Origin of the sequence: Paenibacillus sp. GCM10023250 (assembly GCF_042653205.1) — a bacterium.
In the GTDB taxonomy this organism is placed as follows: domain Bacteria; phylum Bacillota; class Bacilli; order Paenibacillales; family Paenibacillaceae; genus Paenibacillus_Z.
Genome location: NZ_JBHSHY010000002.1, coordinates 196,331 through 219,143 on the forward strand (window position 1 = coordinate 196,331; position 22,813 = coordinate 219,143).

At 63.5% G+C, this 22,813-nt stretch carries 24 protein-coding genes and 1 riboswitch; of the genes, 22 read left to right on the plus strand and 2 right to left on the minus strand.

Annotation, left to right across the window (positions count from 1 at the left end):
* Nucleotides 1–78 precede the first annotated feature (78 nt).
* Nucleotides 79–1,212, plus strand: coding sequence for a M20/M25/M40 family metallo-hydrolase (locus tag ACFPB1_RS03880; protein WP_379222086.1), 1,134 nt, complete (start codon nt 79–81; stop codon nt 1,210–1,212).
* Nucleotides 1,213–1,471: 259 nt separating this feature from the next.
* Here the strand turns inward: ACFPB1_RS03880 and mciZ are convergent, their stop codons facing one another.
* Nucleotides 1,472–1,630 (minus strand): Z-ring formation inhibitor MciZ, encoded by a 159-nt coding sequence (gene mciZ / locus ACFPB1_RS03885; protein ID WP_379222088.1) that lies wholly within the window; start codon nt 1,628–1,630, stop codon nt 1,472–1,474.
* Nucleotides 1,631–1,747: 117 nt separating this feature from the next.
* On the opposite strand from mciZ, the gene ACFPB1_RS03890 reads away from it, so the two are divergent.
* The 4 genes from ACFPB1_RS03890 to ACFPB1_RS03905 all read left to right on the plus strand — a co-directional run bounded on the left by ACFPB1_RS03890 (nt 1,748) and on the right by ACFPB1_RS03905 (nt 4,858).
* Nucleotides 1,748–2,305: an NUDIX domain-containing protein gene (locus ACFPB1_RS03890; protein WP_379222090.1), complete on the plus strand. Its 558-nt coding sequence runs from the start codon at nt 1,748–1,750 to the stop codon at nt 2,303–2,305.
* A complete protein-coding gene (locus ACFPB1_RS03895; RefSeq protein ID WP_379222092.1) occupies nt 2,305–3,546 on the plus strand; it encodes an endonuclease Q family protein in 1,242 nt (413 codons plus the stop codon). The genes ACFPB1_RS03890 and ACFPB1_RS03895 overlap by 1 nt, the downstream gene beginning before the upstream one ends.
* 99 nt (nt 3,547–3,645) lie before the next feature.
* Nucleotides 3,646–4,299, plus strand: a complete 654-nt coding sequence (gene spoIIM / locus ACFPB1_RS03900; protein ID WP_379222094.1) for a stage II sporulation protein M — start codon at nt 3,646–3,648, stop codon at nt 4,297–4,299.
* A 91-nt stretch (nt 4,300–4,390) separates the two neighbouring features.
* The gene (locus ACFPB1_RS03905) at nt 4,391–4,858 is read left to right on the plus strand and encodes a Fur family transcriptional regulator (RefSeq protein ID WP_379222097.1); all 468 of its coding nucleotides are present in this window, start codon (nt 4,391–4,393) and stop codon (nt 4,856–4,858) included.
* 65 nt (nt 4,859–4,923) lie between these two features.
* On the opposite strand, the gene ACFPB1_RS03910 is transcribed toward ACFPB1_RS03905, so the two are convergent.
* Nucleotides 4,924–6,174 (minus strand): S8 family peptidase, encoded by a 1,251-nt coding sequence (locus tag ACFPB1_RS03910; protein ID WP_379222389.1) that lies wholly within the window; start codon nt 6,172–6,174, stop codon nt 4,924–4,926.
* 217 nt (nt 6,175–6,391) lie between these two features.
* On the opposite strand from ACFPB1_RS03910, the gene ald reads away from it, so the two are divergent.
* From ald to ribD, 17 genes are all read left to right on the plus strand, one after another.
* Complete coding sequence (ald, locus tag ACFPB1_RS03915; RefSeq protein WP_379222391.1) at nt 6,392–7,534, plus strand: alanine dehydrogenase; 1,143 nt, start codon at nt 6,392–6,394, stop codon at nt 7,532–7,534.
* A gap of 199 nt (nt 7,535–7,733) precedes the next feature.
* A complete protein-coding gene (locus tag ACFPB1_RS03920; protein ID WP_379222099.1) occupies nt 7,734–7,970 on the plus strand; it encodes a DUF4227 family protein in 237 nt (78 codons plus the stop codon).
* Nucleotides 7,971–8,091: 121 nt separating this feature from the next.
* On the plus strand, nt 8,092–8,991 hold the full coding sequence (locus ACFPB1_RS03925) for a tyrosine recombinase (protein ID WP_379222101.1): 900 nt from the start codon (nt 8,092–8,094) through the stop codon (nt 8,989–8,991).
* Nucleotides 8,992–9,074: 83 nt separating this feature from the next.
* Nucleotides 9,075–10,250 carry a phosphopentomutase gene (gene deoB / locus ACFPB1_RS03930; RefSeq protein WP_379222103.1) on the plus strand — a complete coding sequence of 392 codons (1,176 nt, stop codon included), beginning with the start codon at nt 9,075–9,077 and terminating at the stop codon, nt 10,248–10,250.
* An 80-nt stretch (nt 10,251–10,330) separates the two neighbouring features.
* Nucleotides 10,331–11,149: a purine-nucleoside phosphorylase gene (locus ACFPB1_RS03935; RefSeq protein ID WP_379222106.1), complete on the plus strand. Its 819-nt coding sequence runs from the start codon at nt 10,331–10,333 to the stop codon at nt 11,147–11,149.
* A gap of 119 nt (nt 11,150–11,268) precedes the next feature.
* Complete coding sequence (locus ACFPB1_RS03940; protein ID WP_379222108.1) at nt 11,269–11,445, plus strand: Spo0E family sporulation regulatory protein-aspartic acid phosphatase; 177 nt, start codon at nt 11,269–11,271, stop codon at nt 11,443–11,445.
* A gap of 48 nt (nt 11,446–11,493) precedes the next feature.
* The gene (locus ACFPB1_RS03945; protein ID WP_379222110.1) at nt 11,494–12,822 is read left to right on the plus strand and encodes a pyrimidine-nucleoside phosphorylase; all 1,329 of its coding nucleotides are present in this window, start codon (nt 11,494–11,496) and stop codon (nt 12,820–12,822) included.
* Between the two features lie 168 nt (nt 12,823–12,990).
* A complete protein-coding gene (locus ACFPB1_RS03950) occupies nt 12,991–14,175 on the plus strand; it encodes a D-alanyl-D-alanine carboxypeptidase family protein (protein WP_379222112.1) in 1,185 nt (394 codons plus the stop codon).
* A gap of 203 nt (nt 14,176–14,378) precedes the next feature.
* Nucleotides 14,379–14,732 (plus strand): anti-sigma F factor antagonist, encoded by a 354-nt coding sequence (gene spoIIAA, locus ACFPB1_RS03955; protein ID WP_379222114.1) that lies wholly within the window; start codon nt 14,379–14,381, stop codon nt 14,730–14,732.
* Entirely contained in the window at nt 14,729–15,175 is a 447-nt protein-coding gene (spoIIAB, locus tag ACFPB1_RS03960) for an anti-sigma F factor (RefSeq protein WP_379222116.1), read from the plus strand. The genes spoIIAA and spoIIAB overlap by 4 nt, the downstream gene beginning before the upstream one ends.
* A gap of 20 nt (nt 15,176–15,195) precedes the next feature.
* Nucleotides 15,196–15,951: an RNA polymerase sporulation sigma factor SigF gene (gene sigF / locus ACFPB1_RS03965; protein ID WP_090637986.1), complete on the plus strand. Its 756-nt coding sequence runs from the start codon at nt 15,196–15,198 to the stop codon at nt 15,949–15,951.
* A 140-nt stretch (nt 15,952–16,091) separates the two neighbouring features.
* Nucleotides 16,092–16,766 carry a stage V sporulation protein AA gene (locus ACFPB1_RS03970; RefSeq protein WP_379222119.1) on the plus strand — a complete coding sequence of 225 codons (675 nt, stop codon included), beginning with the start codon at nt 16,092–16,094 and terminating at the stop codon, nt 16,764–16,766.
* Entirely contained in the window at nt 16,759–17,199 is a 441-nt protein-coding gene (locus ACFPB1_RS03975; protein ID WP_379222121.1) for a stage V sporulation protein AB, read from the plus strand. The genes ACFPB1_RS03970 and ACFPB1_RS03975 overlap by 8 nt, the downstream gene beginning before the upstream one ends.
* A 48-nt stretch (nt 17,200–17,247) precedes the next feature.
* A complete protein-coding gene (locus ACFPB1_RS03980; RefSeq protein WP_379222123.1) occupies nt 17,248–19,221 on the plus strand; it encodes a spore germination protein in 1,974 nt (657 codons plus the stop codon).
* A gap of 149 nt (nt 19,222–19,370) precedes the next feature.
* Nucleotides 19,371–20,699: a diaminopimelate decarboxylase gene (gene lysA / locus ACFPB1_RS03985; protein ID WP_379222126.1), complete on the plus strand. Its 1,329-nt coding sequence runs from the start codon at nt 19,371–19,373 to the stop codon at nt 20,697–20,699.
* 26 nt (nt 20,700–20,725) lie between these two features.
* The gene (locus ACFPB1_RS03990; protein WP_379222128.1) at nt 20,726–21,157 is read left to right on the plus strand and encodes a peptidylprolyl isomerase; all 432 of its coding nucleotides are present in this window, start codon (nt 20,726–20,728) and stop codon (nt 21,155–21,157) included.
* Nucleotides 21,158–21,305: 148 nt separating this feature from the next.
* Nucleotides 21,306–21,512, plus strand: a riboswitch (FMN riboswitch).
* 152 nt (nt 21,513–21,664) lie between these two features.
* Nucleotides 21,665–22,801, plus strand: coding sequence for a bifunctional diaminohydroxyphosphoribosylaminopyrimidine deaminase/5-amino-6-(5-phosphoribosylamino)uracil reductase RibD (gene ribD, locus ACFPB1_RS03995; RefSeq protein WP_379222130.1), 1,137 nt, complete (start codon nt 21,665–21,667; stop codon nt 22,799–22,801).
* Nucleotides 22,802–22,813: the final 12 nt, after the last annotated feature.

The following is a 22,813-nucleotide window of genomic DNA, read 5'->3' on the forward strand; positions in this document are numbered from 1 at the left end:
TCCTTTCATGTAAAATAAGAGAGTATGCCCCTAGGCTTGTCCCTATTGTAAACGATAACGACGGACGGAGGAAAGCCGATGATCGACCGGAACCGATTGATTGCGGAATTCATGGAGCTCGTGCAGGTAGACAGCGAGACGAAGAACGAGCGTCGCATTTGCGACGTACTGACGAAAAAATTCGCCGGCCTCGGCTTGACGGTCGAGGAGGACGGCGCGGCGGCGATTACCGGCCATGGGGCGGGTAATTTGATCGTGAAGCTGGAAGGAAACGGTGCGGAAGGAGCGCCGACGATCTTCTTCACCTCGCACATGGACACCGTGACGCCGGGCAACGGCATCAAGCCGCGCCTCGACGACGACGGCTATATCCGGAGTGACGGCACAACGATCCTCGGCAGCGACGATAAAGCCGGCCTGGCGGCCATGCTCGAAGCGATTCGCGTGCTGAAGGAACGGCAGTTGCCGCACGGTCCGGTGCAGTTCATCATTACTGTCGGCGAAGAGAGCGGACTCGTCGGCGCGCAGGCGCTCGATCCGTCGAAGCTGGAAGCGTCGTACGGCTACGCGCTCGATTCGAACGGCGAGATCGGCGCGATCGCGGTCGCCGCGCCGGCGCAAGCGAAGATCACTATCAAGATTTACGGCAAATCAGCTCACGCCGGAGTCAATCCGGAGGACGGCATCAGCGCGATTCAAGTGGCGAGCAAAGCGGTCGCGCGGATGCCGCTCGGACGCGTCGACCACGAGACGACGGCCAACATCGGCCGATTCGAGGGCGGCGGCGCCACGAACATCGTCTGCGATTACGTGAAGCTCGATTGCGAGGCGCGCAGCATCGTGAACGGGAAGCTGGAAAAGCAGGTCGAAGCGATGCGTGAAGCGGTGGACGCGGTGACGAAGGAGTACGGCGCGAAGGCGGAGTTCGACAACCGGCTCGCCTATCCGGCGTTCATGCACGGCGACGACGCGCCGGTCGTGGAGCTGGCCAAGGAAGCGATCGCGAAGATCGGCGCCGTGCCGCGCACGTTCCATTCCGGCGGCGGCAGCGACGCGAACATCTTCAACGGCTTCGGCGTGCCGACGGTAAACTTGGCTGTCGGGTACGAGCATATCCATACGGCGAACGAGCAGATCAAGGCGTCGGACCTGGAGAAGACGGCCGAGCTGGTCTTGACGATCATCGCCATGACGGCGGAGCCCAGAGCGTAATCCGCGCAGCATCGCGGCCTGCGCGAACGGCGAGAACGATTCAGGCACGCGCGGCGGCGGCAAACCGAAAAGGGGCGCCCGGGATGCGGTAGACATGCGTCTACTGCCCGGGCTGCCCCTTCCTCGTATCGGCCGGTTCGGCCGCTGCCGATATCCCGCCGAACCTTTGCCAATAATGGCTTTATACCGGCCGCTTTCATACCCGTCTGCTTGCAATTCGGCTTGCAATTCGGCGTATCAAGCCGCCTGTCGCGGACGCTTACCGCGAGCGGACGGACGCCTGCAGCCACTCGCGCAGCGTCGGGCCTTGCGCCGGTCCGGCTTTCGCGCCCGATTTGCTGAGCAGCTTCAACTGATGGCGGATTTCCCAGGCTTTGCCCACGAGCGTCAAGTGACCGTGCTCGAGATATTGTTTCATGCCGATCGCCCCCTTATTGCCGTTCCGGTATTCGAATCGAATGTTCCGTTTGATAGAGGGTATGCGGGCGCCGGACAAGTTATGCCAACCAACCGATTCGCGAGGAGAGAAGCGACCATGCTGGAGAAAACCGATCAATACCGGGAAGTTACGGTGAAGACCGAACCGATTTTTCAGGGAAAAATCATTTCGCTGCAAGTGGATACGATTCAGCTGCCGAACGGCGGCACGGCGACGCGCGAAATCGTCCGCCATCCCGGGGCGGCGGCCGTCCTGGCGCTGATCGACGGCAAAATGCTCGTCGTGGAGCAGTACCGCAAGCCGATGGAGAAGTTCCAGATCGAAATTCCGGCGGGCAAGCTGGACGCCGGGGAGGATCCGATGGCGGCCGCGGCGCGCGAGCTGGAGGAGGAGACGGGCTATAAGGCGGGCAAGCTGCGGCCGCTTAGCGCGTTCTATACCTCGCCGGGGTTTGCCGACGAGAAGCTGTATGTCTATCTCGCCGAAGATCTTGTCAAGGGGGAAAGCGCGCCGGACGAGGATGAGTATCTGGCCGTGGAAGCCATCACGTTCGAGCAGGCGCAGCAGTATATTCGGGAAGAGCGCATCAGCGACGCGAAGACGGTGCTGGCGGTATATGCCTGGCAGGTCTACCGGCTGACGGGAGAGATTTAGTGACCGGGCAGGCGGAAAACGCCGTTCGCGACGAGCATCCGGCCCCGCTGCGGCGGGTGTTCGCCGACCTGCACCTGCACATCGGGCGCACCGAACGGGGAGAGCCGGTCAAGATCAGCGGCAGCCGCGACTTGACGTTCCGGAACATCGCATACGAAGCGGCCGTTCGCAAAGGCATCTCCCTGCTCGGCGTCATCGACTGCCAGTCGCCGGGCGTGCAGGAGGACATCGAAGCGCTGCTGGACCGCGGCGAGATGACGGAGGCCGAGGGCGGGGGCATTCGTTACCGGGACACGGTCATCCTGCTCGGCGCCGAAATCGAAGTGCGGGATCCCGGCTTCGGCCCCGCGCATCATCTCGTCTTCCTGCCGGATCTCGCGACGATGCGGGACTTTACGGCATGGCTCGCGAAGCATATGCGCAACGTCCGGCTCAGCTCGCAGCGGCTGTACGCGCCGAGCCGCGAGCTGCAGGCGGAAGCGAAGGGCCGGGGCGGCCTGTTCGTACCCGCGCATATCTTCACGCCGCATAAGAGCTTGTTCGGCAGCTGCTCCGACCGGCTGGCTGACACGCTCGATCCCGAACGGGTCGACGCCGTCGAGCTCGGCCTGAGCTCGGATGCCCGGATGGCGGGCTATGTGCCGGACCTGGACCGCTATCCGTTCCTGACCAACTCGGACGCGCATTCCTTGGCCAAGATCGGCCGCGAATACAACGAGCTGCGGCTCGCCGAACCGTCCTTCCGCGAGCTCACGCTGGCGCTTCGGGGCGAGGAGGGCCGGGCGATCGCGGCCAACTACGGACTCAACCCCGTGCTCGGCAAATATCACCGGACCTTCTGCCTGAACTGCGGCTCGCTGGCCGAAGCGGACGGGGACGGCACGCGCTGCGGCCAATGCGGCAGCCCCAAGCGGGTTCGGGGCGTGCTGGACCGGATTCTCGAGCTCGCGGAGCGGGCGGGGCGCGCCGAGCCCGTCGTGCCGGCGGACCGGCCGAAGTACGTCTACCAAGTCCCGCTCGAGTTCGTGCCCGGCATCGGCCGGAAGACGCTGGACAAGCTGCTGGCACGCTTCGGCACGGAGATGGCCATTCTCCACGACGCGCCGGAAGCCGAGCTTGCCGAGACGGCGGGCGCGCAAGCGGCGGCCATGATCGTTTCGGCCCGGCTCGGCGGGCTTCGCCTGCAGGCGGGCGGCGGCGGCCGATACGGCAAGGTCGTGCAGCAGGGCGGCATCGGCTGACGAGAGTTGGCTTGAGGAGCTCCGTCTGCGGACAGGTGGCCGTCATAGGCAGGGACGCTTGGACATACACTGTACCAACCCAGGTTGGAGGAGTGTGCCATGCGAACTTCCGCGCTTCAGACGTCGGTGAAGGACCAATTGTCGCTGTACGTCTTCGTCTTCGTGCTCTTCGTCGTCGGCGTCGTCTTCGGCGCGCTGATGATCAATGCCTTGACGCTGGATCAGCAGCAGGACCTGTCCGACGATATCCGTCAATTCCTTCTTCATATTCAGAACGGCACGCTGGCGCAGGGGAGCGAAACGTTCGCGGACCGGGCGTGGTTCCAGGCGAAATGGCTGCTGCTCGTCTGGGTGCTCGGCTTGACCGTCGTCGGCATGCCGTTCGTGCTCGCGCTGGACTTCCTGAAAGGCGTGCTCGTCGGCTTCGCGATCGGCATGCTCGTCCGGGAATTCGCCTGGAAAGGGCTCGCGTTCTCGCTCGCGTCGGTGGCGCCGGTCAACCTGATCGCGGTGCCGGCCTTCCTGATCGCCAGCGTCTCCGCCGTCACGTTCGCCGTCCACGTCGTGAAGAGCCGTCTCTTCGGCCGCTTCGGCCCGCTAGGCCGCCCGCTTCTCGCGTACACGGCGACGGCCGCCGTCATGCTCGTTCTCCTGATCGCCGCAGCATTGGTAGAATCGTACGTGACGCCGGTCCTGCTGCGCTGGGCCGCGCCGCTCGTGGCGGGACTTCCCGCTGAATTGGAATCATTCTAAAAAAAATTGACTTTCCTCGATAGAAGCACCTATAATTAAAGCTGAAACTCATACCGGTTCCAGCCAAAGTCATGTTGCGAGGGGGAAAGCCATGGAATCCCGGATTGATAAAGTCAAGCAGCAGCTGCAGTCACAGGGGTACAAGCTGACTCCGCAGCGGGAAGCGACCGTTCGCGTGCTATTGGAGAACGAAGAGGATCATCTGAGCGCCGAAGACGTCTTCATGCTCGTTAAGGATATAGCGCCCGAGATTGGGCTTGCCACCGTCTACCGCACGCTCGAGCTGCTGAGCGAGCTCCACGTCGTGGAGAAACTGAATTTCGGCGACGGCGTCGCGCGGTACGACTTGCGGACTGATAACAACAAACATCATCACCATCATCTCATCTGCGTCCAATGCGGCACGATGAGCGAGATATTGGAAGATTGGCTTGGGCCGCTCGAGGAGCGGTTGGAGAAGGAGTACGGCTTTACGGTTGTCGACCACCGGCTTGATTTTCAAGGGGTATGCAAAAATTGCAGGGCGAAAAACAATCTGGCCAAACCGGACCAACAATAACTCCCTTCCGCAGGGTGCACAGTCCACTGACTGGGCTCCGCTGTTAAAGGGAGTTTTTTTGTCGCTTATTTCCGCTTGCGCCGGGTGGACGCGCGCGCTTGGCTGCGATGGGCCGACTCGGCCTCGCGCTCGATTCCCGCGGCGTCAAATAGCTGGGCCACGCCGTAGCCCTGCGCCTTCGAGCTGGTGCCGGACAGCTTCTTCGCCGTCGCGCGCAGCCGCTTCTTGACGCCATACGGCGTAAGGCTCGGATTGAGCGCCTTCAGCAGGGCCGCCCCGCCGGCGATGTGGGGGCACGACATGCTGGTGCCGGACATGACGGCGTAGCCGCCGCCCGGCTTCGCCGACTTGATGTAGCTGCCGGGAGCGGCCACGTCGATGCCGGACCCGCGGCTGCTGTAGTCGGCGATCTTGCCGTTCTTCGTGGTCGCCGCGACGGCGATCGCGTCGGAATACCGCGCGGGCTGGTCGATGCCGTTGCTGTTCGACGGGCCGCTGTTGCCAGCCGAAGCGACGACGATGATGCCGTTCTTCCGGGCGCGCTCCACCGCTTCCTGCAGGGCCGAGCTCGTTTCTCCTTCGAGTCCGAGGCTCATGTTAATGATGGGGATTTTTTTCTTGATGCACCATTCGATCCCCTTGATCAGGTCCGAAATGTAGCCGGCGCCGTTCGCGTCGAGCGCTTTGATCGCATACAGCTTGGCGCCGGGCGCGACGCCGGTCAGGCCGTTCTTCCCGAGGCCGGCCGCGATGCCGGCGACGTGCGTGCCGTGCCCGTTATCGTCCGCGTACGAGCTGCCGCCCATCGTATTGACGCCGCCGGTGACGTTCAGGTCGGCGTTTTTGCCGATGCCGGTGTCGATGATGCCGATGCCGACGCCGCCGCCGCGCGTCGACGGCCAGACCGAATGCGCCTGCACCTGCTTGACGTTCCAGGGCACCGAGCTGCCGGAATCGTCTGAGCGTACGCCGGCTTTGGCGGATTTCGCGCGGAGCTTGCGCTTCACGAACGGGGACGCCGGGCGCCGGCTCTTTACCCGGACGGGGCCGAGGCCGTGTGCGCGGACCTTGGAATCCGGTTCGATAAATTTGATATCGGGATGGGTTGCGAGCGAATGGAGCTTGTCGGTACGGCGATTGTCGAGATAGCAGACGATCAACCGGCCGCGCCGGATGCTTTTGATCGGTTTAATGCCGTAATTCGCCAGTTGGTTCATGCATCTCACGTATTGGCCGCGCCGCTTGAAGCCGATCAGCTTTCGCGTCGTATGGGCGGACGAACGGGCCGACGAACAGCTGAGCAGCAGCTTCTCCACCTTAGGCAAGGCAGTACCTCCTTTTAGCGATGGATGTCATGGGCGTTGCGTGGCGAAGCCATTACTGCAGTGTATGGAGGCGTCCGCGCGAGAGCTTGGGCATTCGCCCCCCGGGGTACATAATTTATGACAGCCGAGGAAATCGTATCAGCGAGGACTGTCAAGCCGTCCTCTGCCTGTATATGATGAAGCAAGGAAACAGGAGAGGGAGATGCGTATGATCATCGGCGTGCCGAAAGAAATCAAAGCAAGCGAATACCGCGTCGCGCTTACGCCGGCCGGAGCGGCGATGCTGAAGGCGGCCGGCCACGAAGTGCTCGTCCAAAGCGGGGCCGGCGCGGGCAGCAGCTTTCCGGACGAGGCGTACGAGGCCGAAGGAGCGGCGATCGTCGCCGAGGCGAAGGAGGTCTGGGCGCGCGCGGAGATGATCATGAAGGTCAAGGAGCCGCTGCCGGAGGAGTTCGGCTGCTTCCGGGAAGGGCTGCTGCTCTTCACGTACCTGCATCTGGCCGCCGCGCCGGAATTGACGAAGGCGCTCGTCGACAAGCAAGTGTCGGGCGTCGCGTACGAGACGATCCAGCTGGCGAACGGCAGTCTGCCGCTCCTGACGCCGATGAGCGAGGTGGCCGGGCGGATGGCAGTGCAGGTGGGATCGCAGTTTCTAGAGGCGTTCTACGGCGGCCGCGGCATTTTGCTCGGGGGCGTACCCGGCGTTCCGCCCGCGGAGGTCATCATACTCGGCGGCGGCATCGTCGGCACGAACGCCGCGCGGATCGCGCTCGGGATGGGCGCGAGCGTCGTCATCCTCGAGCGGAGCGCCGAGCGGATGCGCTACATCGACGATGTGTTCGGCGGGCGCATCCGGACGCTCACGTCCAACGCGTACAATATCGCGAGCGCGGTGAAGAAAGCAGACCTGCTGATCGGAGCGGTGCTCATTCCGGGCGCCCGCGCGCCGCATCTCGTCACCGAGGACATGGTCAAGAGCATGAAGAAGGGCGCGGTCATCGTCGACGTGGCCGTGGACCAAGGCGGCACGATCGCGACGATTGACCGGGTGACGACGCACAAGGACCCCGTCTACGAGAAGCACGGCGTGCTCCATTACGCCGTCGCGAACATGCCCGGCGCCGTGCCGCGGACGTCGACGCTCGCGCTTACGAACGCAACGATGCCCTACGCGCTGGAGCTGGCCGGCAAAGGACTCGAGGAAGCGGTCCGGCATAACGAGCCGCTGCGCAAAGGCGTCAATACGTACAAAGGCCGCGTGACGCATCCCCAGGTGGCCGAAGCCGTCGGCATGCCCTACGTCGGCATGGAGCAGCTGCTCGAGAGCATCCGTTTCGAGAAGCTGAGCTAACGCCGCGGCAGCGGCTCCTCCCGTTCCGCCCGCTATGCTGGGCAGCCGCCGCGCTGCATTAGTTTGGCGCCATCCGCCAATTGTCCGGCCCGCCCAGGCATGAACGGCGCGCCCGTCTCATATGGTGATGTAAAGGACAACCATGGCCCGGAAGGGCCGCGGCTCATGTCCGTTTTCGCATGGGAAGGGGACGCGATCGATGGTTGTGTCGGTGCGCAGATGGCTGCGGCGGCTGCTGTTCATGCTGCTGCTCGGCGTGCTCACGGTGACGATGTACGGCGGCTGCAGGATGATCGCGGTCTGGATCGCGCCGGACGATCCGTACCGCGTGCCGCAGGGGCATGCGCTCAAGGTATTCAAGGCGGCGGATCAGCAGGAAGGGGAGAACGGCAGCATCGCGGAAAGGCTGCGGTTGTTTTATTGGTACGGCGAGTAGGCCGGCCCGCCTTTCGTTTCGACAGATTCGGCGTTCGTTTGCAGGAAACGGCCGGCCTGCCGTGGAAAGTTACGAGGCAGGTGGACCGGGGACGGCCGAACGTCCCGGAAAGGAACGCGGCATGAACGAAGACGTGAAAACTTTTATCGATGCGCTGCGGCAGGGCGAACGCCCGCGGTCGCCGCAAACGCTTCAATCGTATGAACGGGATTTGCTTCAACTGACGGCGTATTTGCGGGGCGAAGGCGTCGAGCGGGCGGAGGACGTGCAGAAGCATCAGTTGTCGCTTTATTTTCACCGGCTGCGCCAGCAGGGCCGGGCCGCAGCGACCGTCGCGCGGCAGATGGTCGCCGTCCGGTCGTTTTTCCACGAGCTGGTCGCGCGCGGGCGCATGCCGTCGAACCCGGCGCTCGGACTGGAGGCGCCGAAGCCGGAGAAGCGCAGGGCGGAGCCGCTCGAGCAAGATGAGGTCGAGCGGCTGCTCGCCGCGCCGGACGCGGCCTCCGACGCGGGCGCGCGCGACGCGGCGATGATGGAGCTGCTGTACGCGACGGGCATGCGCGTGTCGGAGCTGGCCGCGCTCGACCTCGAGCATGTCCGGCTCGAGCTGGGCTTCATCCGCTGCGTCGACGCGCGGGGCCGCGAGCGGATCATTCCGGTCGGCGGCGCGGCGGCAGACGCCCTGACCGCCTACTTGGAGCGGGTGCGGCCGAAGCTCGCGAAGGCGGGCGGACAAGCCCTGTTCCTGAACTTGCAGGGCGGCCGGATGACGCGGCAGGGCTTCTGGAAAATCCTGAAGCAGGCCGCGCGGGACGCCGGCATCGAGCGGGAGCTGACGCCGCATTCGCTGCGGCAGGCGTTCGCGGCCCATCTGCTGCGCAACGGAGCGGATCTCCGGTCCGTCCAGGAAATGATGGGCCACGCCGGCTTGCAGGCGACGCTGCAATACGCTCAGCCCGCGAAGACGCGGATCAATGATGTGTACCGCCAGGCCCATCCGCGGGCGGGGCGGCCTACATAAGCCGGCCAGATTAGCATGAAGCATGAAGCCTGTTTAGCCATCATCATTATAACGAGAAGAGAATCGAGAACGGAGTGAACGTGATGCGTTTTGACCGAATTGCAGTCATCGTGCTCGACAGCGTGGGCATCGGCGAGCTGCCCGACGCCCCGGCGTTCGGCGATGCCGGCGCCCATACGCTGGGCCATATTTTGCGCGAGGTGCCGGACATGAAGCTGCCGCAGCTGCGGCGCTGGGGACTGGACCGCATCGAAGCCTTGGGCGACTGGTCGCCGGAGGAAGGCCCGGACGCGTATTACGGCAAGATGGCCGAGGTGTCCTCGGGCAAGGATACGATGACCGGCCACTGGGAAATCGCCGGCCTGAAGATTACGGTGCCGTTCCAGACGTTCGCGGACGGCTTCCCGGCGGAGCTGATCGACGCGTTCGCGGAACGGACCGGCCGCGACGTGCTGGGCAATAAGTCCGCGAGCGGAACGGAAATTCTCGACGAGCTGGGCGAAGAGCAGCTCAAGACGGGCAAATGGATCGTCTACACGTCCGCGGACAGCGTCTTCCAAATCGCCGCGCACGAAGGCGTGATCCCGCTCGAGGAGCTGTACCGCGCCTGCGAAATCGCGCGCGAGCTGACGATGGACGAGCGCTTCGCGGTCGGCCGGGTCATCGCGCGGCCGTACGTCGGCGAGCCGGGCGCGTTCAAGCGGACGCCGAACAGGCACGATTACGCGGTGAAGCCGCCGGAGCCGACCGTGCTGAACGCGCTGAAGGACGGCGGCTATGACGTGATCGCCGTCGGCAAGATCAACGACATCTTCTGCGGCGAAGGCGTCACGGAGTCGCTGCCGACGAAGAGCAACGCGGACGGCATCGCGAAGACGCTCGGCGCGCTCGGCAAGCCGTTCCGCGGCCTGCTGTTCACGAACCTCGTCGACTTCGACTCGCTGTTCGGCCATCGGCGCGATCCGCAGGGCTACGCCGGCGCGCTCGAGGAGTTCGACCTCGCGGTGCCGGAGCTGGAGAAGCTGCTCGGGGAGCGGGATCTGCTGATCGTCACGGCCGATCACGGCAACGACCCTACCTACCGCGGCACCGACCATACCCGCGAATACGTGCCGCTGCTCGTCTACGGCCCGGCGCTGAAGCGCCCCGGCTCGCTCGGCGTGCGCGCCACCTATGCCGACGTGGCGGCCACGATCGCCGACAACTTCGGCGTGAAGCGGCCGCCGAACGGCGCGTCGTTCCTCGGCGAGCTGCAGTAACGGCCGCCACCCGGCGCACGGCGGCATACGCGCCAGGCGCCGGGCGCGCAGGCATGACCATACAAGGAGGAAACAGGGAGATGTTGAACGCAGCGCAAGTCCGCGAAGCGGCGGAGTATATTTTGGGGAACATTTCGCTTAAGCCGGAGGTCGGCCTGATCATGGGCTCGGGCCTGGGCATTCTGGGCGACTATATCGAGCAGGCGGTCGTCATCCCGTACGAGGACATTCCGCACTTCCCGGTCTCGACGGTGGAAGGCCATGCCGGGGAGCTCATGATCGGCACGCTGGCCGGGCGTCCCGTCGTGCTGATGCGCGGCCGGTTCCATATGTACGAGGGCTATGGGCCCGAATTGACGGCCTTCCCGGTCCGCGTTATGAAGGCAATCGGCGCGTCCAAGCTGATCGTCACGAACGCCGCCGGCGGGGTGAACACGAGCTACAACCCGGGCGATCTCATGCTGATCAGCGACCATATCAATTTCCAGGGGCGCAATCCGCTCGTCGGCCTGAATGACAGCGAGCTCGGCGTCCGGTTCCCGGACATGTCGCAGCCGTACAGCAAGCGCCTGCGCGAGCTCGCGGCGAACGTCGCCCTGGAGCAGGGCTTCTCGCTGCAGGAGGGCGTCTATCTGGCCGTGCTGGGTCCGTCCTACGAAACGCCGGCGGAAATCCGCATGATGCGCGTTCTCGGGGCGGATGCCGTCGGCATGTCGACGGTCGCGGAAGTCATCGCGGCGAATCATTCCGGCATGGAAGTGCTCGGAATTTCGTGCATCAGCAACATGGCTTCGGGTATTTTGGATCAGCCGCTGTCCCACGCAGAGGTCATGGAAACGACGGAACGCGTGAAAACCCGGTTCCTTGGTCTCGTGACGGGGCTGATTCCTTCGGTGTAGTTTGTAACATAAATGTAACAATCGGTCTCGACTCATTGTGACATTCTTTATCGGATGGTCGTCGTATAATGTCCGTGATCATTAATCCACCATCTTTCATAAAGCGGGGAATTTTTTTCATGGACAAGCAAAGCTATCATGTACTCGAGCGTCTGCGCGGCCAGCTGGTCAGCGCCGCCATGGGGAAGGGAACGTTCCTGAACCGCGACGTCCTGCTGCTCAGCCAGACGCTCGACCAGCTCATCGTCAAAGTACAGCGCGAGAAAAACCGGACGCCGGAGTCGGTGCAAGGCTGAAAGGCCCGTCACGCGCAACCGGGAAGCACGCATAGGAGGTCAACAAGCTTGCGAGCGGTCGACATCATTCACAAGAAGCGCAACGGCGGCGCGTTAACGAACGAGGAATTGACGTTTCTTATACAAGGCTACAGCCGCGGAGAAATTCCGGACTATCAAATGTCCGCTTGGGCGATGGCCGTCTACTTTCAAGGCATGAATCCGGAGGAGACCGCGGCCCTGACCCTGGCGATGGCCGAATCCGGCGACCGGGTCGATCTGTCGCCCATCCGCGGCATTAAAGTGGACAAGCACAGCACCGGCGGCGTCGGCGACAAAACGAGCCTGATCATCGGTCCGCTCGTCGCATCCTGCGGCGTGCCCGTCGCCAAAATGTCCGGCCGTGGCCTCGGCCATACCGGCGGCACCATCGACAAGATGGAATCGATGCCAGGCTTTCGCACGGAGCTGGCGCGAGAGGACTTTATCGCGCAGGTTAACGGCATCGGCGTCGCCATCATCGGCCAGAGCGGCGATCTCGCTCCGGCCGACAAGAAGCTGTACGCGCTGCGGGACGTCACCGCGACGGTGGAATCGATCCCGCTCATCGCCAGCTCCGTCATGAGCAAGAAGATCGCGGCCGGCGCCGACGCCATCGTGCTGGACGTCAAGACCGGCAGCGGCGCGTTCATGAAGACGCTGGACGACTCCGAGCGCCTCGCGAAGGCGATGGTCGAGATCGGCACGCAGGTCGGGCGCCGGACGGCCGCGCTGATCAGCGACATGGACCAGCCGCTCGGCTTCGCCATCGGCAACGCGCTGGAGGTCCGGGAGGCGATCCTGACGCTTCACGGCCGCGGTCCGGACGACCTGACCGAGCTGTGCATCGCGCTCGCGTCGCATATGGTTGTGCTCGGCGGCCAAGCCGCCGGCCTCAAGGAGGCGGAGGCGACGCTCCGCGAGAAGCTGCGCTCGGGCGAAGCGCTCGCGAAGTTCAAGCAGTTCGTGGAGGCGCAGGGCGGCGACCCGGCCGTCGGCGACGATCCCGCGCTGCTTCCGCAGGCGCCCGTGCTCGTCGAAGTGCCGGCGCCGAAGAGCGGCAGCGTGCACGCCATCCAGGCGGAGGAGCTCGGCCTCGCGGCTATGCTGCTCGGCGCCGGACGGGCGACGAAGGAATCCCTCATCGACCACGCGGTCGGCATTACACTGCAGCGCAAGGTCGGTACGGAAGTCCGCGAAGGCGAGACGATCGCGCTCCTGCACGTGCGCGAGGACGGCGACGCGGCGCAGGCGGTGCTGCGCCGTGTCCAGGACGCGTACGCGATCGGCGAAGAGCCGGCGCGGCCGTCCCCGCTGCTGCTCTCGATTGTCACGGAGCAGGGCGTGACGCGACTCTAACGCGTTCATCGGTTCTAGGGGAAAGGCATCCGATTTCGGTCGGATGCCTTTCTTTTTTTGCCAGGGCGACTGGAATATTTTACCCCCGATCGGTGCACACTAGGAATGAGATTTTAGCCGTTTTGCGGTCTAGCTTTGCCGCGGGCACCACTCAGGAGGAGAACTTCGATGAAAATCAACGTGAAACCTTTCGTCATCCTGGCGTTGACGATGATTTTGGCGCTTTCTGTTCCCGTATCGGCCATGGCCGAAGAAAAAACGGCGCCGCAAGGCGCGGGCGCGTCCGACCTGGCGCCGTCCGCGCGTTCGGCCATTCTGATGGACGCCGACAGCGGGACTATCATTTTCGAGAAGAACAGCCATGCCAAGCTACCGCCGGCTAGCATCACCAAGGTCATGACGATGCTGCTGATCATGGAAGCGCTGGACGAAGGGCGCATCAAGCTGACCGACAAGGTGCCGACGAGCGAATATGCCGCTTCGATGGGCGGCTCGCAAATTTTCCTGGAGCCGGGCGAAGAGATGACCGTCGACGAGATGCTGAAGGGCATCGCGATGGCGTCGGGCAACGACGCGTCGGTCGCCATGGCGGAGAAGATCGCCGGCACGGAGTCGGCCTTCGTCGACATGATGAACAAGCGCGCGTCGGAGCTGGGGCTGAAGAACACCCATTTCGCCAACTGCAACGGGCTTCCGGCGGCGGAGCACTATACGTCCGCGCATGACATCGCCGTTATGTCGCGCGAGCTGCTGAAGCACAGCGAAATCACGAAATACACGGGCGTGTACCAGGACTACCTGCGCAAGACGAGCGACAAGCCGTTTTGGCTCGTCAACACGAACAAGCTGGTCCGCTTCTACACGGGCGCGGACGGGCTGAAGACCGGCTTCACGAGCGAGGCGAAGTTCTGCCTGACGGCCACGGCGCACCGGGACAACCTGCGCGTCATCGCCGTCGTGATGGGTGAGCCGAACACGAAGACGCGCAACGCGGAAGTGTCGCAGATGCTCGATTATTCGTTCGCGCAGTACATGAACCATTCGATCTTCAAGAAGGGCGACCCGATGGGCACCGTGAAGATCGAGAAGGGCATGCAGCAGGAGCTGAAGCTCACGGCGAAGCATTCCTACAGCGTGCTGCTGAAGAGGGGCAGCACCGTCAAGGACATCCGCTACGAGCTGAAGCTGCATCCGCTGAAGGCGCCGGTCACGGTTAACCAGCCAATCGGCAAGCTGATCGTGTACCAGGGCGAACAGGTGCTGACGGAATTCGCCGTCGACGCCCCGTCTTCCGTCGAACGCGCGGGCTGGTGGACGCTGTTCAAGCGCTCCTTGGGCGGCTTGTTCAGCTAAAAACGGCACCCGCGAAGCAAGATCCGCCTCCGCCGCTCGCATTTTGTCTGCCTTTAGCGCTCTGCTTCTAGTTTTGTCGGGGGGCAGGAAACGGCGGACGCGGCGTAGAATCCTCCTTTCAACGCGAACCTGGCGCCGGCCGCCCAGGCAGGTCCGGGACCGGCTCGTGCTCCGCAAATTCAACGCGAGGAGTGAACATGAGGATGAGCTTGCAGGTGGAATTGGAACATTACCGTAACGTGCTGATCGTCAGGCTGCGCGGCGAGCTGGATCATCATACCGCCGACGTCGTCCGGTTCAAGATGGAGGAAGCGATCCTTCGCGGCAACAGCGACCACATCATTCTGAGCCTGAAGGAGCTCCAATTCATGGACAGCTCAGGGCTTGGCGTCATTCTTGGCCGCTACAAGCAGCTGAAGGCCAGAGGCGGCAAAATGGTCGTATGCGACGTGAATACGAGCGTCTACCGGCTGTTCGAACTGTCGGGCTTGTTCAAGATATTGCCGATTCACGATAACGAGCGGCTTGCGCTCACGAGTCTGGAGGTCGTTTCATGAACGAGAGAAACGAGATGACACTTGCCTTTTCCGCCCGTTCGGAAAACGAGGCGTTCGCCCGGGTCGCCGTGGCGGCGTTCGTGTCGCAGCTGGATCCGACGCTCGACGAGCTCAACGATTTGAAGACGGCGATCTCCGAAGCGGTGACGAACGCGATCATCCACGGTTACGACGGCGACCCTTCCGGCATGGTGACGATCGAAGGCGCCATTGAAGGCGACGTCGTCCGGCTCGTCGTGAAGGACAAGGGACGCGGCATCGAGGACGTCGACCTGGCCCGCCAGCCGCTCTACACCTCCAAGCCGGAGATGGAACGGTCGGGCATGGGCTTCACGATCATGGAGAACTTCATGGACGGCTTCGACGTGTCGAGCGAACCGGGACGAGGCACCGCCATCGCGATGACGAAGCGCATCGAATCGAAAAAAGCGCTCTTCAATTAGGGGCATAGGGGTTGGACCGCATGGATGTCGATATGAAACAAACGGCGCAGCCATACCTGGATGATTCCGAGGTCAAGCGGCTGATCGCGTTGAGTCAGGCCGGGGATTCACTGGCGCGCGACACGCTGGTGCAGTGCAATATCCGGCTCGTCTGGTCCGTCGTGCAGCGTTTCATGGGCCGCGGCTACGAGCCGGAAGACTTGTTCCAGATCGGCTGCATCGGCCTGCTGAAGTCGGTCGATAAGTTCGATCTCTCGTACGAGGTCAAGTTCTCCACCTATGCGGTGCCGATGATCATCGGCGAAATCCAGCGCTTCCTCCGCGACGACGGCACGCTGAAGGTCAGCCGTTCTCTGAAGGAAACGGCCAACAAAGTGCGCAAGACGAAGGACGAGCTGTCGAAAGTGCTGGGCCGTCTGCCCACGATCAAGGAGGTTGCGGAACGGCTCGGCATCACGCCCGAGGACGTCGTCTTCGCGCAGGAAGCGAACAAACCGCCGACGTCCATTCACGAGACGGTGTTCGAGAACGACGGCGACCCCATCACGCTGATGGACCAGATCGCCGACGATTCGCAGGAGCGCTGGTTCGATAAGCTTGCGCTGAACGAAGCGATCGGCGGCTTGTCGGAGCGCGAACGCCTCATCGTCTTCCTCCGCTATTACCGCGACCAGACCCAGTCGGAGGTCGCCGCGCGCCTCGGCATCTCTCAGGTGCAGGTGTCCCGGCTGGAGAAAAAAATATTGCAGCTCATCCGCGACCAGATCGCACAGTGAGCGGCGCCGTCCGGCGAGCGAAGCCGGCCGTCCCATCCGGGACGGCCGGCTTTTTTAATATTCGCAGGCAAACCTGCGATTATTTTCATGCCCGTTATTCTCATACTAAGGGAGATCATGACGACAAGGAGGTGTGCGCGATGGGCGCAGACATGACGCCGACCGTGTACTTGCGCTTGCGCAAGCGGATCGGCATCCGCCCGGAAGGCGTCGTCACGCTGGGGCAGGCGGCGCGCCTGTTCGCGAGCGACCCGGCGCTGGAGGCGCGGCTGGAGTCGCTCACGCTGCATCGCCATTCGCTGAAGGACGGCAACCGCGTCGTAATCGACCTGCTCCAGATCGTCCGCCTGATCCGCGAGGAGTCGCCCGGCGCCGTCGTGGACGCATACGGCGACCCGCAGGTGCTGGTCATCATCGCCGACGCGCCGCGCGAGCCGCGGAAATCCGTGCTGTTCGTCACGTGGCTGCTGCTCTTCTTCGGGTCCGGGCTCGCGATCATGAACTTCCATACCGACGTCAGCATGAAGGACGTCCACGTGCGGATCACGGAGCTCGTCACGGGCAGGAAGGCGGAGCACCCGCTTTGGTTCCAAGTGCCGTATTCCGTCGGCATCGGCGTCGGCATGCTCGTCTTCTTCAACCACCTGTTCCGCAAACGGTTCAACGAGGAGCCGAACCCGCTCGAGGTGGAGCTGTACATGTACGAAGAGAACGTCAACGCCTACGTCATCGCCGACGAGATGCGCCGGAAGAACGAGCCGGGCGAGGAAGCGGCGGCGCGGCGGCGTCCGAAGGCGGGGGTCGACGATGGTTAGCGGCCTCGCGGCGAATTCGTTCGTGGCCGTGCTCGGCTTTGCCGGCGGGCTCGGCGTCGGCAGCGCGCTGGCGGCGCTGCTCATCGTGCTGGACATCATCCCGCGGCTGGCCCAGCTGGCCTTTGCGTACCGCAAGTCCATTTGGTTCGAGACGGCCGTCGTGTGCGGCGCGCTGTTCTGGTCGCTGGCCGACTTCCTCGAATGGCGGCTGTGGCTGCCGAAGCATCCGACTCTGGCCATCATCGGCACGTTCGACGGCATCTTCGTCGGCATGCTCGGCGCGGCGCTGACGGAAGTGATGAACGTGCTGCCGATTCTGGCCAAGCGCGTCCGGCTCAGCCGATATTTGGTCAGCCTCGTCTACGCTATGGTGATCGGCAAAGTGACGGGGTCGCTGTTCGATTGGCTAGTCTTTCAATACATGGACCCTTAAGGCAAGGCGAAAGGGCGAAAATCGACGAGAAGAAAGAAGGGCGGAATTATGCGCGATAACGGGCATGGCGATAAAGAAACGGGCACGACCGAATTCAAAAAGCCGGTTCACGTGTTCTGGCACGACGACGGCAACGGCTTCGGCGACGAGCCGGAGGAGCATGGCGCGCACGCGGTTCCGGCCGATTGGGGGGCGGCCCGAACGCGCGAAGAAGCGCCGATGCGGGAAGGGGAGCGCGCTCCGGAACATGATAAGCCCGGCGCGGGCGCAGCCGCGCCGATCGGGCAGGCGGACGCCGGCGGGAAAGCGGAAGCGGAGCTGCCCATAGCGGATCATCAAGGCGAGCGGCTCGCCGAAGCCGAACCGCTGACCGCGCAGCGGGCAGCGGCGCCTTCAGGCGCGGGCGGGCGTCCCGGAGCGCGGGCCGAAGCGCATGAGGCGGCGGGCGAGGAGCTCTCCGTACGGCCGGCCGCGGCGGATCCGGACGAGGAGGAGCTTCCCGCGCGCCCGATCGCGGCTCACCGGAAGCCGGACCGTGAAGCGAAGGAAGCGGACGAGGCGAAGGAGCCCGTGCCGATCCCGGCTTCGCTCGAGGGCTTCAAGCAGAAGCTCGAGGAGGAGGTCGGCTATAAGACGAGCTTCGACATCGTCCTGCGCGAGATGACGTTCGGGGACCGCCGCGTGGCGTTCTTCTTCTTCAACGGGTTCGCGAAGGACACGATCTTGACCGAGGTGCTCAAGCGGCTGACGTATCTCCAGGCGGAGGATTACCGCGCCGCGTCGTTCCATGACTTCTTCCGGCTCTACGTGCCGGCGATCCAGGTCGTCGAGGAGCAGGATTGGGACAACATGATGACGAACGTCCTCTCCGGCGGCACCGCAATGTTCGTGGAAGGCGACGACAAGGTGCTGCTGATCGACGCCAAGGCGTTCCCGGCCCGCAACCCGGAGGAACCGACGCTGGAGCGGGTCGTGCGCGGTGCGCGCGACGGATTCGTGGAGACGATGCTCGTCAACGTGACGCTCGTGCGCCGGCGGCTGCGGGACAAGCAGCTGCGCTACGAGGTCTTGCGGGTCGGCGAGCGCACGCAGACGGATATCTGCATCGCCTATATCGACGACATCGTCGACAAGGAAATGCTGGAGTCGATGAAGGACAAGATCAAGCAGGTCAAGGTCGACGGCCTGCCGCTCGCGGACAAGCAGCTGGAGGAAGCGACCGTGCAGCGGGGCTGGAACCCGTTCCCGCTCGTCCGCTACTCGGAGCGGCCCGACACCGTCGCGGTGCACCTGATGGAAGGGAATATCGCCATCTTCGTCGACACGACACCGAGCGTCATGATATTGCCGACGACGTTCTTCGACCTGCTGCAGCACGCGGAGGAGAACCGCCAGACGCCGTTCATCGGCACGTATTTGCGCTGGGTCCGCTTCATCGGCGTCGTCGCGTCGCTCTTCCTGCTGCCGCTTTGGTTCCTGTTCACGCTGCGGCCGGAGCTGAAGCCGCCCGGGCTTGCCTTCATCGGCGCGCAGCAAGCCGGGCACCTGCCGATGGTCGCGCAGTTCATCCTGGCCGAAGTCGGGGTCGACCTCATGCGGATGGCGGCCATCCATACCCCGACCCCGCTCGCGACCGCGATGTCCCTGATCGCCGCCATCCTGATCGGCGATATCGCCGTCAAGACGGGCCTGTTCGTTAACGAGGTCGTGCTGTACATGGCCATATCGGCCATCGGCATGTTCGCGACCCCGAGCTACGAGCTCGGCCTGGCCAACCGGATCATCCGGCTCGTGCTCATCATCACGGTCGCGCTGTTCGAGGTGCCGGGCTTCGTGGTCGCAACGACGTTCTTCTTTGTCATGCTGTGCATGCAGCGGTCGTTCAACCGGCCGTACATGTGGCCGTTCGTTCCGTTCGACGCCAAGGGCATGCTGGGCATTCTGCTGCGGGTGCCCGTCCTGCAAAACCGCAAGCGCCCGAACTACCTGAAGGCGCAGCAGCGGGACAAAATGCCGAATTGACAGCCCTCCCGCTCCTGCCCCAAAGTTAAAAATGCAAATGAAATGTGGAATTATCCATTTCGGCGGGGGAGCGAATGCGTTATACTGATGCTAAATGATGCAAATCTCACGATTGGGCATTTTTTATGCAGAAGGCGGAGGGGAACTCAATGTACTTACATGGAACCAGCACAATTAATGGACAAGGCCATTTGGAAATCGGCGGCGTCGACACGACGGAGCTTGCCAAGCAGTTCGGCACGCCGCTTTACATCGTAGATGAGGCGCTCGTGCGCCAAAGAGCCCGCGAATACGTGGAATCCTTCCGCGCGTCGGGCTTGAAATTCCAGGTCGCCTACGCGAGCAAGGCGTTCAGCGTCATGGCGATGTGCTCCATCGCGGAGCAGGAAGGGCTGTCGCTCGACGTCGTCTCCGACGGCGAGCTGTACACGGCGCTGAAGGCGGGCTTCCCGGCGGCGCGCATCCACTTCCACGGCAACAACAAGACGCCGGACGAGATCAACATGGCGCTCGACGCCAACATCGGCTGCTTCGTGGTCGACAACTTCAGCGAGCTCTACCTGCTGAACGCCCTCGCGGCGAACAAAGGCAAGCGCGTCAACATTTTGCTGCGCATCACGCCGGGCGTTGAAGCGCACACGCACGATTACATTTCCACCGGCCAGACCGATTCGAAGTTCGGCTTCGACCTCGGCAACGGCACGGCGTATAAAGCGATTCAAGAAGCGGTCGCCCAGCCGAACCTGGAGCTGTTCGGCGTCCACTCCCACATCGGCTCGCAGATCTTCGAAGTCGAAGGCTTCTCGATGGCGGCCGCCAAAGTGGCGGGCTTCGCCATGCAGGTCAGAAACGAGCTGAACGTGACGTTCCGCGTCATCAACCTCGGCGGCGGCTTCGGCATCCGCTACGTGGAAGGCGACACGCCGCTGCCGATCGCGCAATACGTCAAGGCGATCACTGACGCCATCAAGACCAACTTCTCCGCAGGCGATTACCCGCTGCCGGAAATCTGGGTCGAGCCGGGCCGGAGCATGGTCGGCGACGCCGGCACGACGCTGTACACCGTCGGGACAAGCAAAGACATCCCTGGCGTGCGCAAGTATATCGCGGTCGACGGCGGCATGACGGATAACCCGCGTCCGGCGCTGTACGAGTCCAAGTACGAGGCGATACTGGCGAACCGCGCGAACGACCCGCTCGAAGAGACCGTCACGGTCGCGGGCAAATGCTGCGAAAGCGGCGATAAATTGATCATCGATCTGGAGCTTCCCAAGGCCAATAACGGGGACTTGCTTGCCGTATTCTGCACGGGCGCGTACAATTATGCCATGGCGAGCAATTACAACCGCATTCGCCGTCCTGCCGTCGTGTTCGTAAAAGACGGAGCCGCGGACGTCGCCGTCAAGCGCGAGTCGCTCGACGACATTATCGGCAACGACGTCATTCCGGCGCGTTTGCAAACGTCGGCAGTGAAATAATCAGTTTCGACAGGAGGCCACCACTCATGGCAAAACAAGCGAAAATCACGTTGGCGAACGGCGCCGAGGTGTACCTGGATCTGTTCGAGAAGGACGCGCCGAACACGGTCGCGAACTTCGAGAAGCTGGCAAACGAAGGCTTCTACAACGGCTTGACATTCCACCGCGTCATCCCGGGCTTCGTCGCGCAAGGCGGCTGCCCGAACGGCAACGGCACCGGCGGTCCGGGCTACACGATCGACTGCGAGATCAACCCGAACAAGCACGAGCGCGGCGCGCTGGCCATGGCGCACGCGGGACGCAACACGGGCGGCAGCCAGTTCTACATCGTGTACCAGCCGCAGCCGCATCTGGACGGCCAGCACACGGTATTCGGCAAAGTCGCGAAGGGCATGGAGCACGTCGACGCGTTCCAAGGCCGCGACCGCATGGAGAAAGTCGAAATTTTGGAAGTGTGAGCTTGAGCAAGGCAGCGCGCGGAACCGATCCGCGCGCTGCCTTTTTTATGGCTTGCGCGGGACGTGCGGCCACGGTTCGACATTAAGCCTACAAAACAAGTTGCATTTTCAAGTCCGAAGTGGTACCATTTCCACAAACGTATTTACGACAATCCTTCGGGGCAGGGTGAAATTCCCAACCGGCGGTGATCAAAGGGCTGCAGTTCCGCTTGAGCGACATGCGGCTGTCTTCCTTTGTCAGTCCGTGACCCGACTCGCAAGCGTGCAAGTCCCTCCAGGGCATGCACGGCTGCTTGGCGGTGGACCTGGTGCGAATCCGGGACCGACAGTATAGTCTGGATGGGAGAAGGAGAGGGCTCGTGAATTCCATTTTTTCATGTCTCGCCAACCTTGTTCTTTTTTTCACATGGTTGCCGAGTTTGTTTGAATGTGTCTTCAGACGCGTCCTTTTATGCATGCTCTCTCATCACCCCGTTGGCGACATTTAGCCGAGGGGTGATTTTTATTATGTCTTCGATCGACGTGTTGAACGACGAGTCGTACATGCGGCTCGCGCTCGATATGGCGTCCAAGGCGCAGGGGCAGACGGAGATCAATCCCGTCGTCGGCTGCGTGATCGTCCGCGACGGCCGCATCGTCGGGCTCGGCGCCCATCTGCGCCGGGGCGAGGGCCACGCGGAGGTGCACGCGCTGCGCATGGCGGGCGAACAGGCGGAGGGCGCGACGGCTTACGTCACGCTGGAGCCGTGCAGCCATCACGGACGGACGCCGCCGTGCTGCGAGCGGCTCATCGAAGCGAAGGTGGCGCGCGTCGTCGTCGCCTGTACCGATCCGAACCCGCAGGTGGCCGGCCGGGGGCTTGCCCGCCTCCGGGAAGCGGGCATCGCCGTCGAGGTCGGCCTGCTGGAGCAGGAGTCGCAGCGGATGAATGAGATGTTCAACAAGTTCATCGTCACGCGGCTGCCGTTCGTCACGATGAAGTCGGCGATGACGCTGGACGGCAAGCTCGCCGCCAAGAGCGGCGACAGCCGCTACGTCAGCGGGCCGCGTGCCAGGGAGATGACGCACACGCTGCGGCACCGGCACACGGGCATCATGGTCGGCGCCAACACGGTGATCGTCGACGATCCCGAGCTGACGACGCGCTTGTCCGTGCCGGCCGTGCATCCGGTCCGCATCGTCGTCGACTCCAAACTCCGCCTGCCGCTCGAAGCCCGCATGCTGCGGGACCGGACGGCGCCCGTCATCGTGCTGACGGTCGACGGCGCGGATCCCGGCAAGCGAGCCGCCCTGGAGGCGGCCGGCGTCGAGGTCATCGGCTGCGGAGACGGCCCCCGCGTCGACCTCGCACTCGCCATGCGCAAGCTCGGCGAACGCGAGATCGGCTCGATCCTGCTCGAAGGCGGCGGCAAGCTGAACGGCGCCATGCTCGAGCTCGGGCTGATCGACAAGCTGCTGCTGTTCGTGGCGCCGAAGGTAATCGGCGGAGCCGGCGCGCCGGGCGTGTTCCAGTTCGAAGGCTTCGAGAAGATGGCGCACGCGATTCCGTTCCGCGACGTGCAGGTCGAGCGGATCGGCGACGACATCTTCGTGAGCGGCTATCCCGACCGCGCGCCGGGCGACCGCGCAGGCGGAGCCGAATAGCGGCGGACGCGG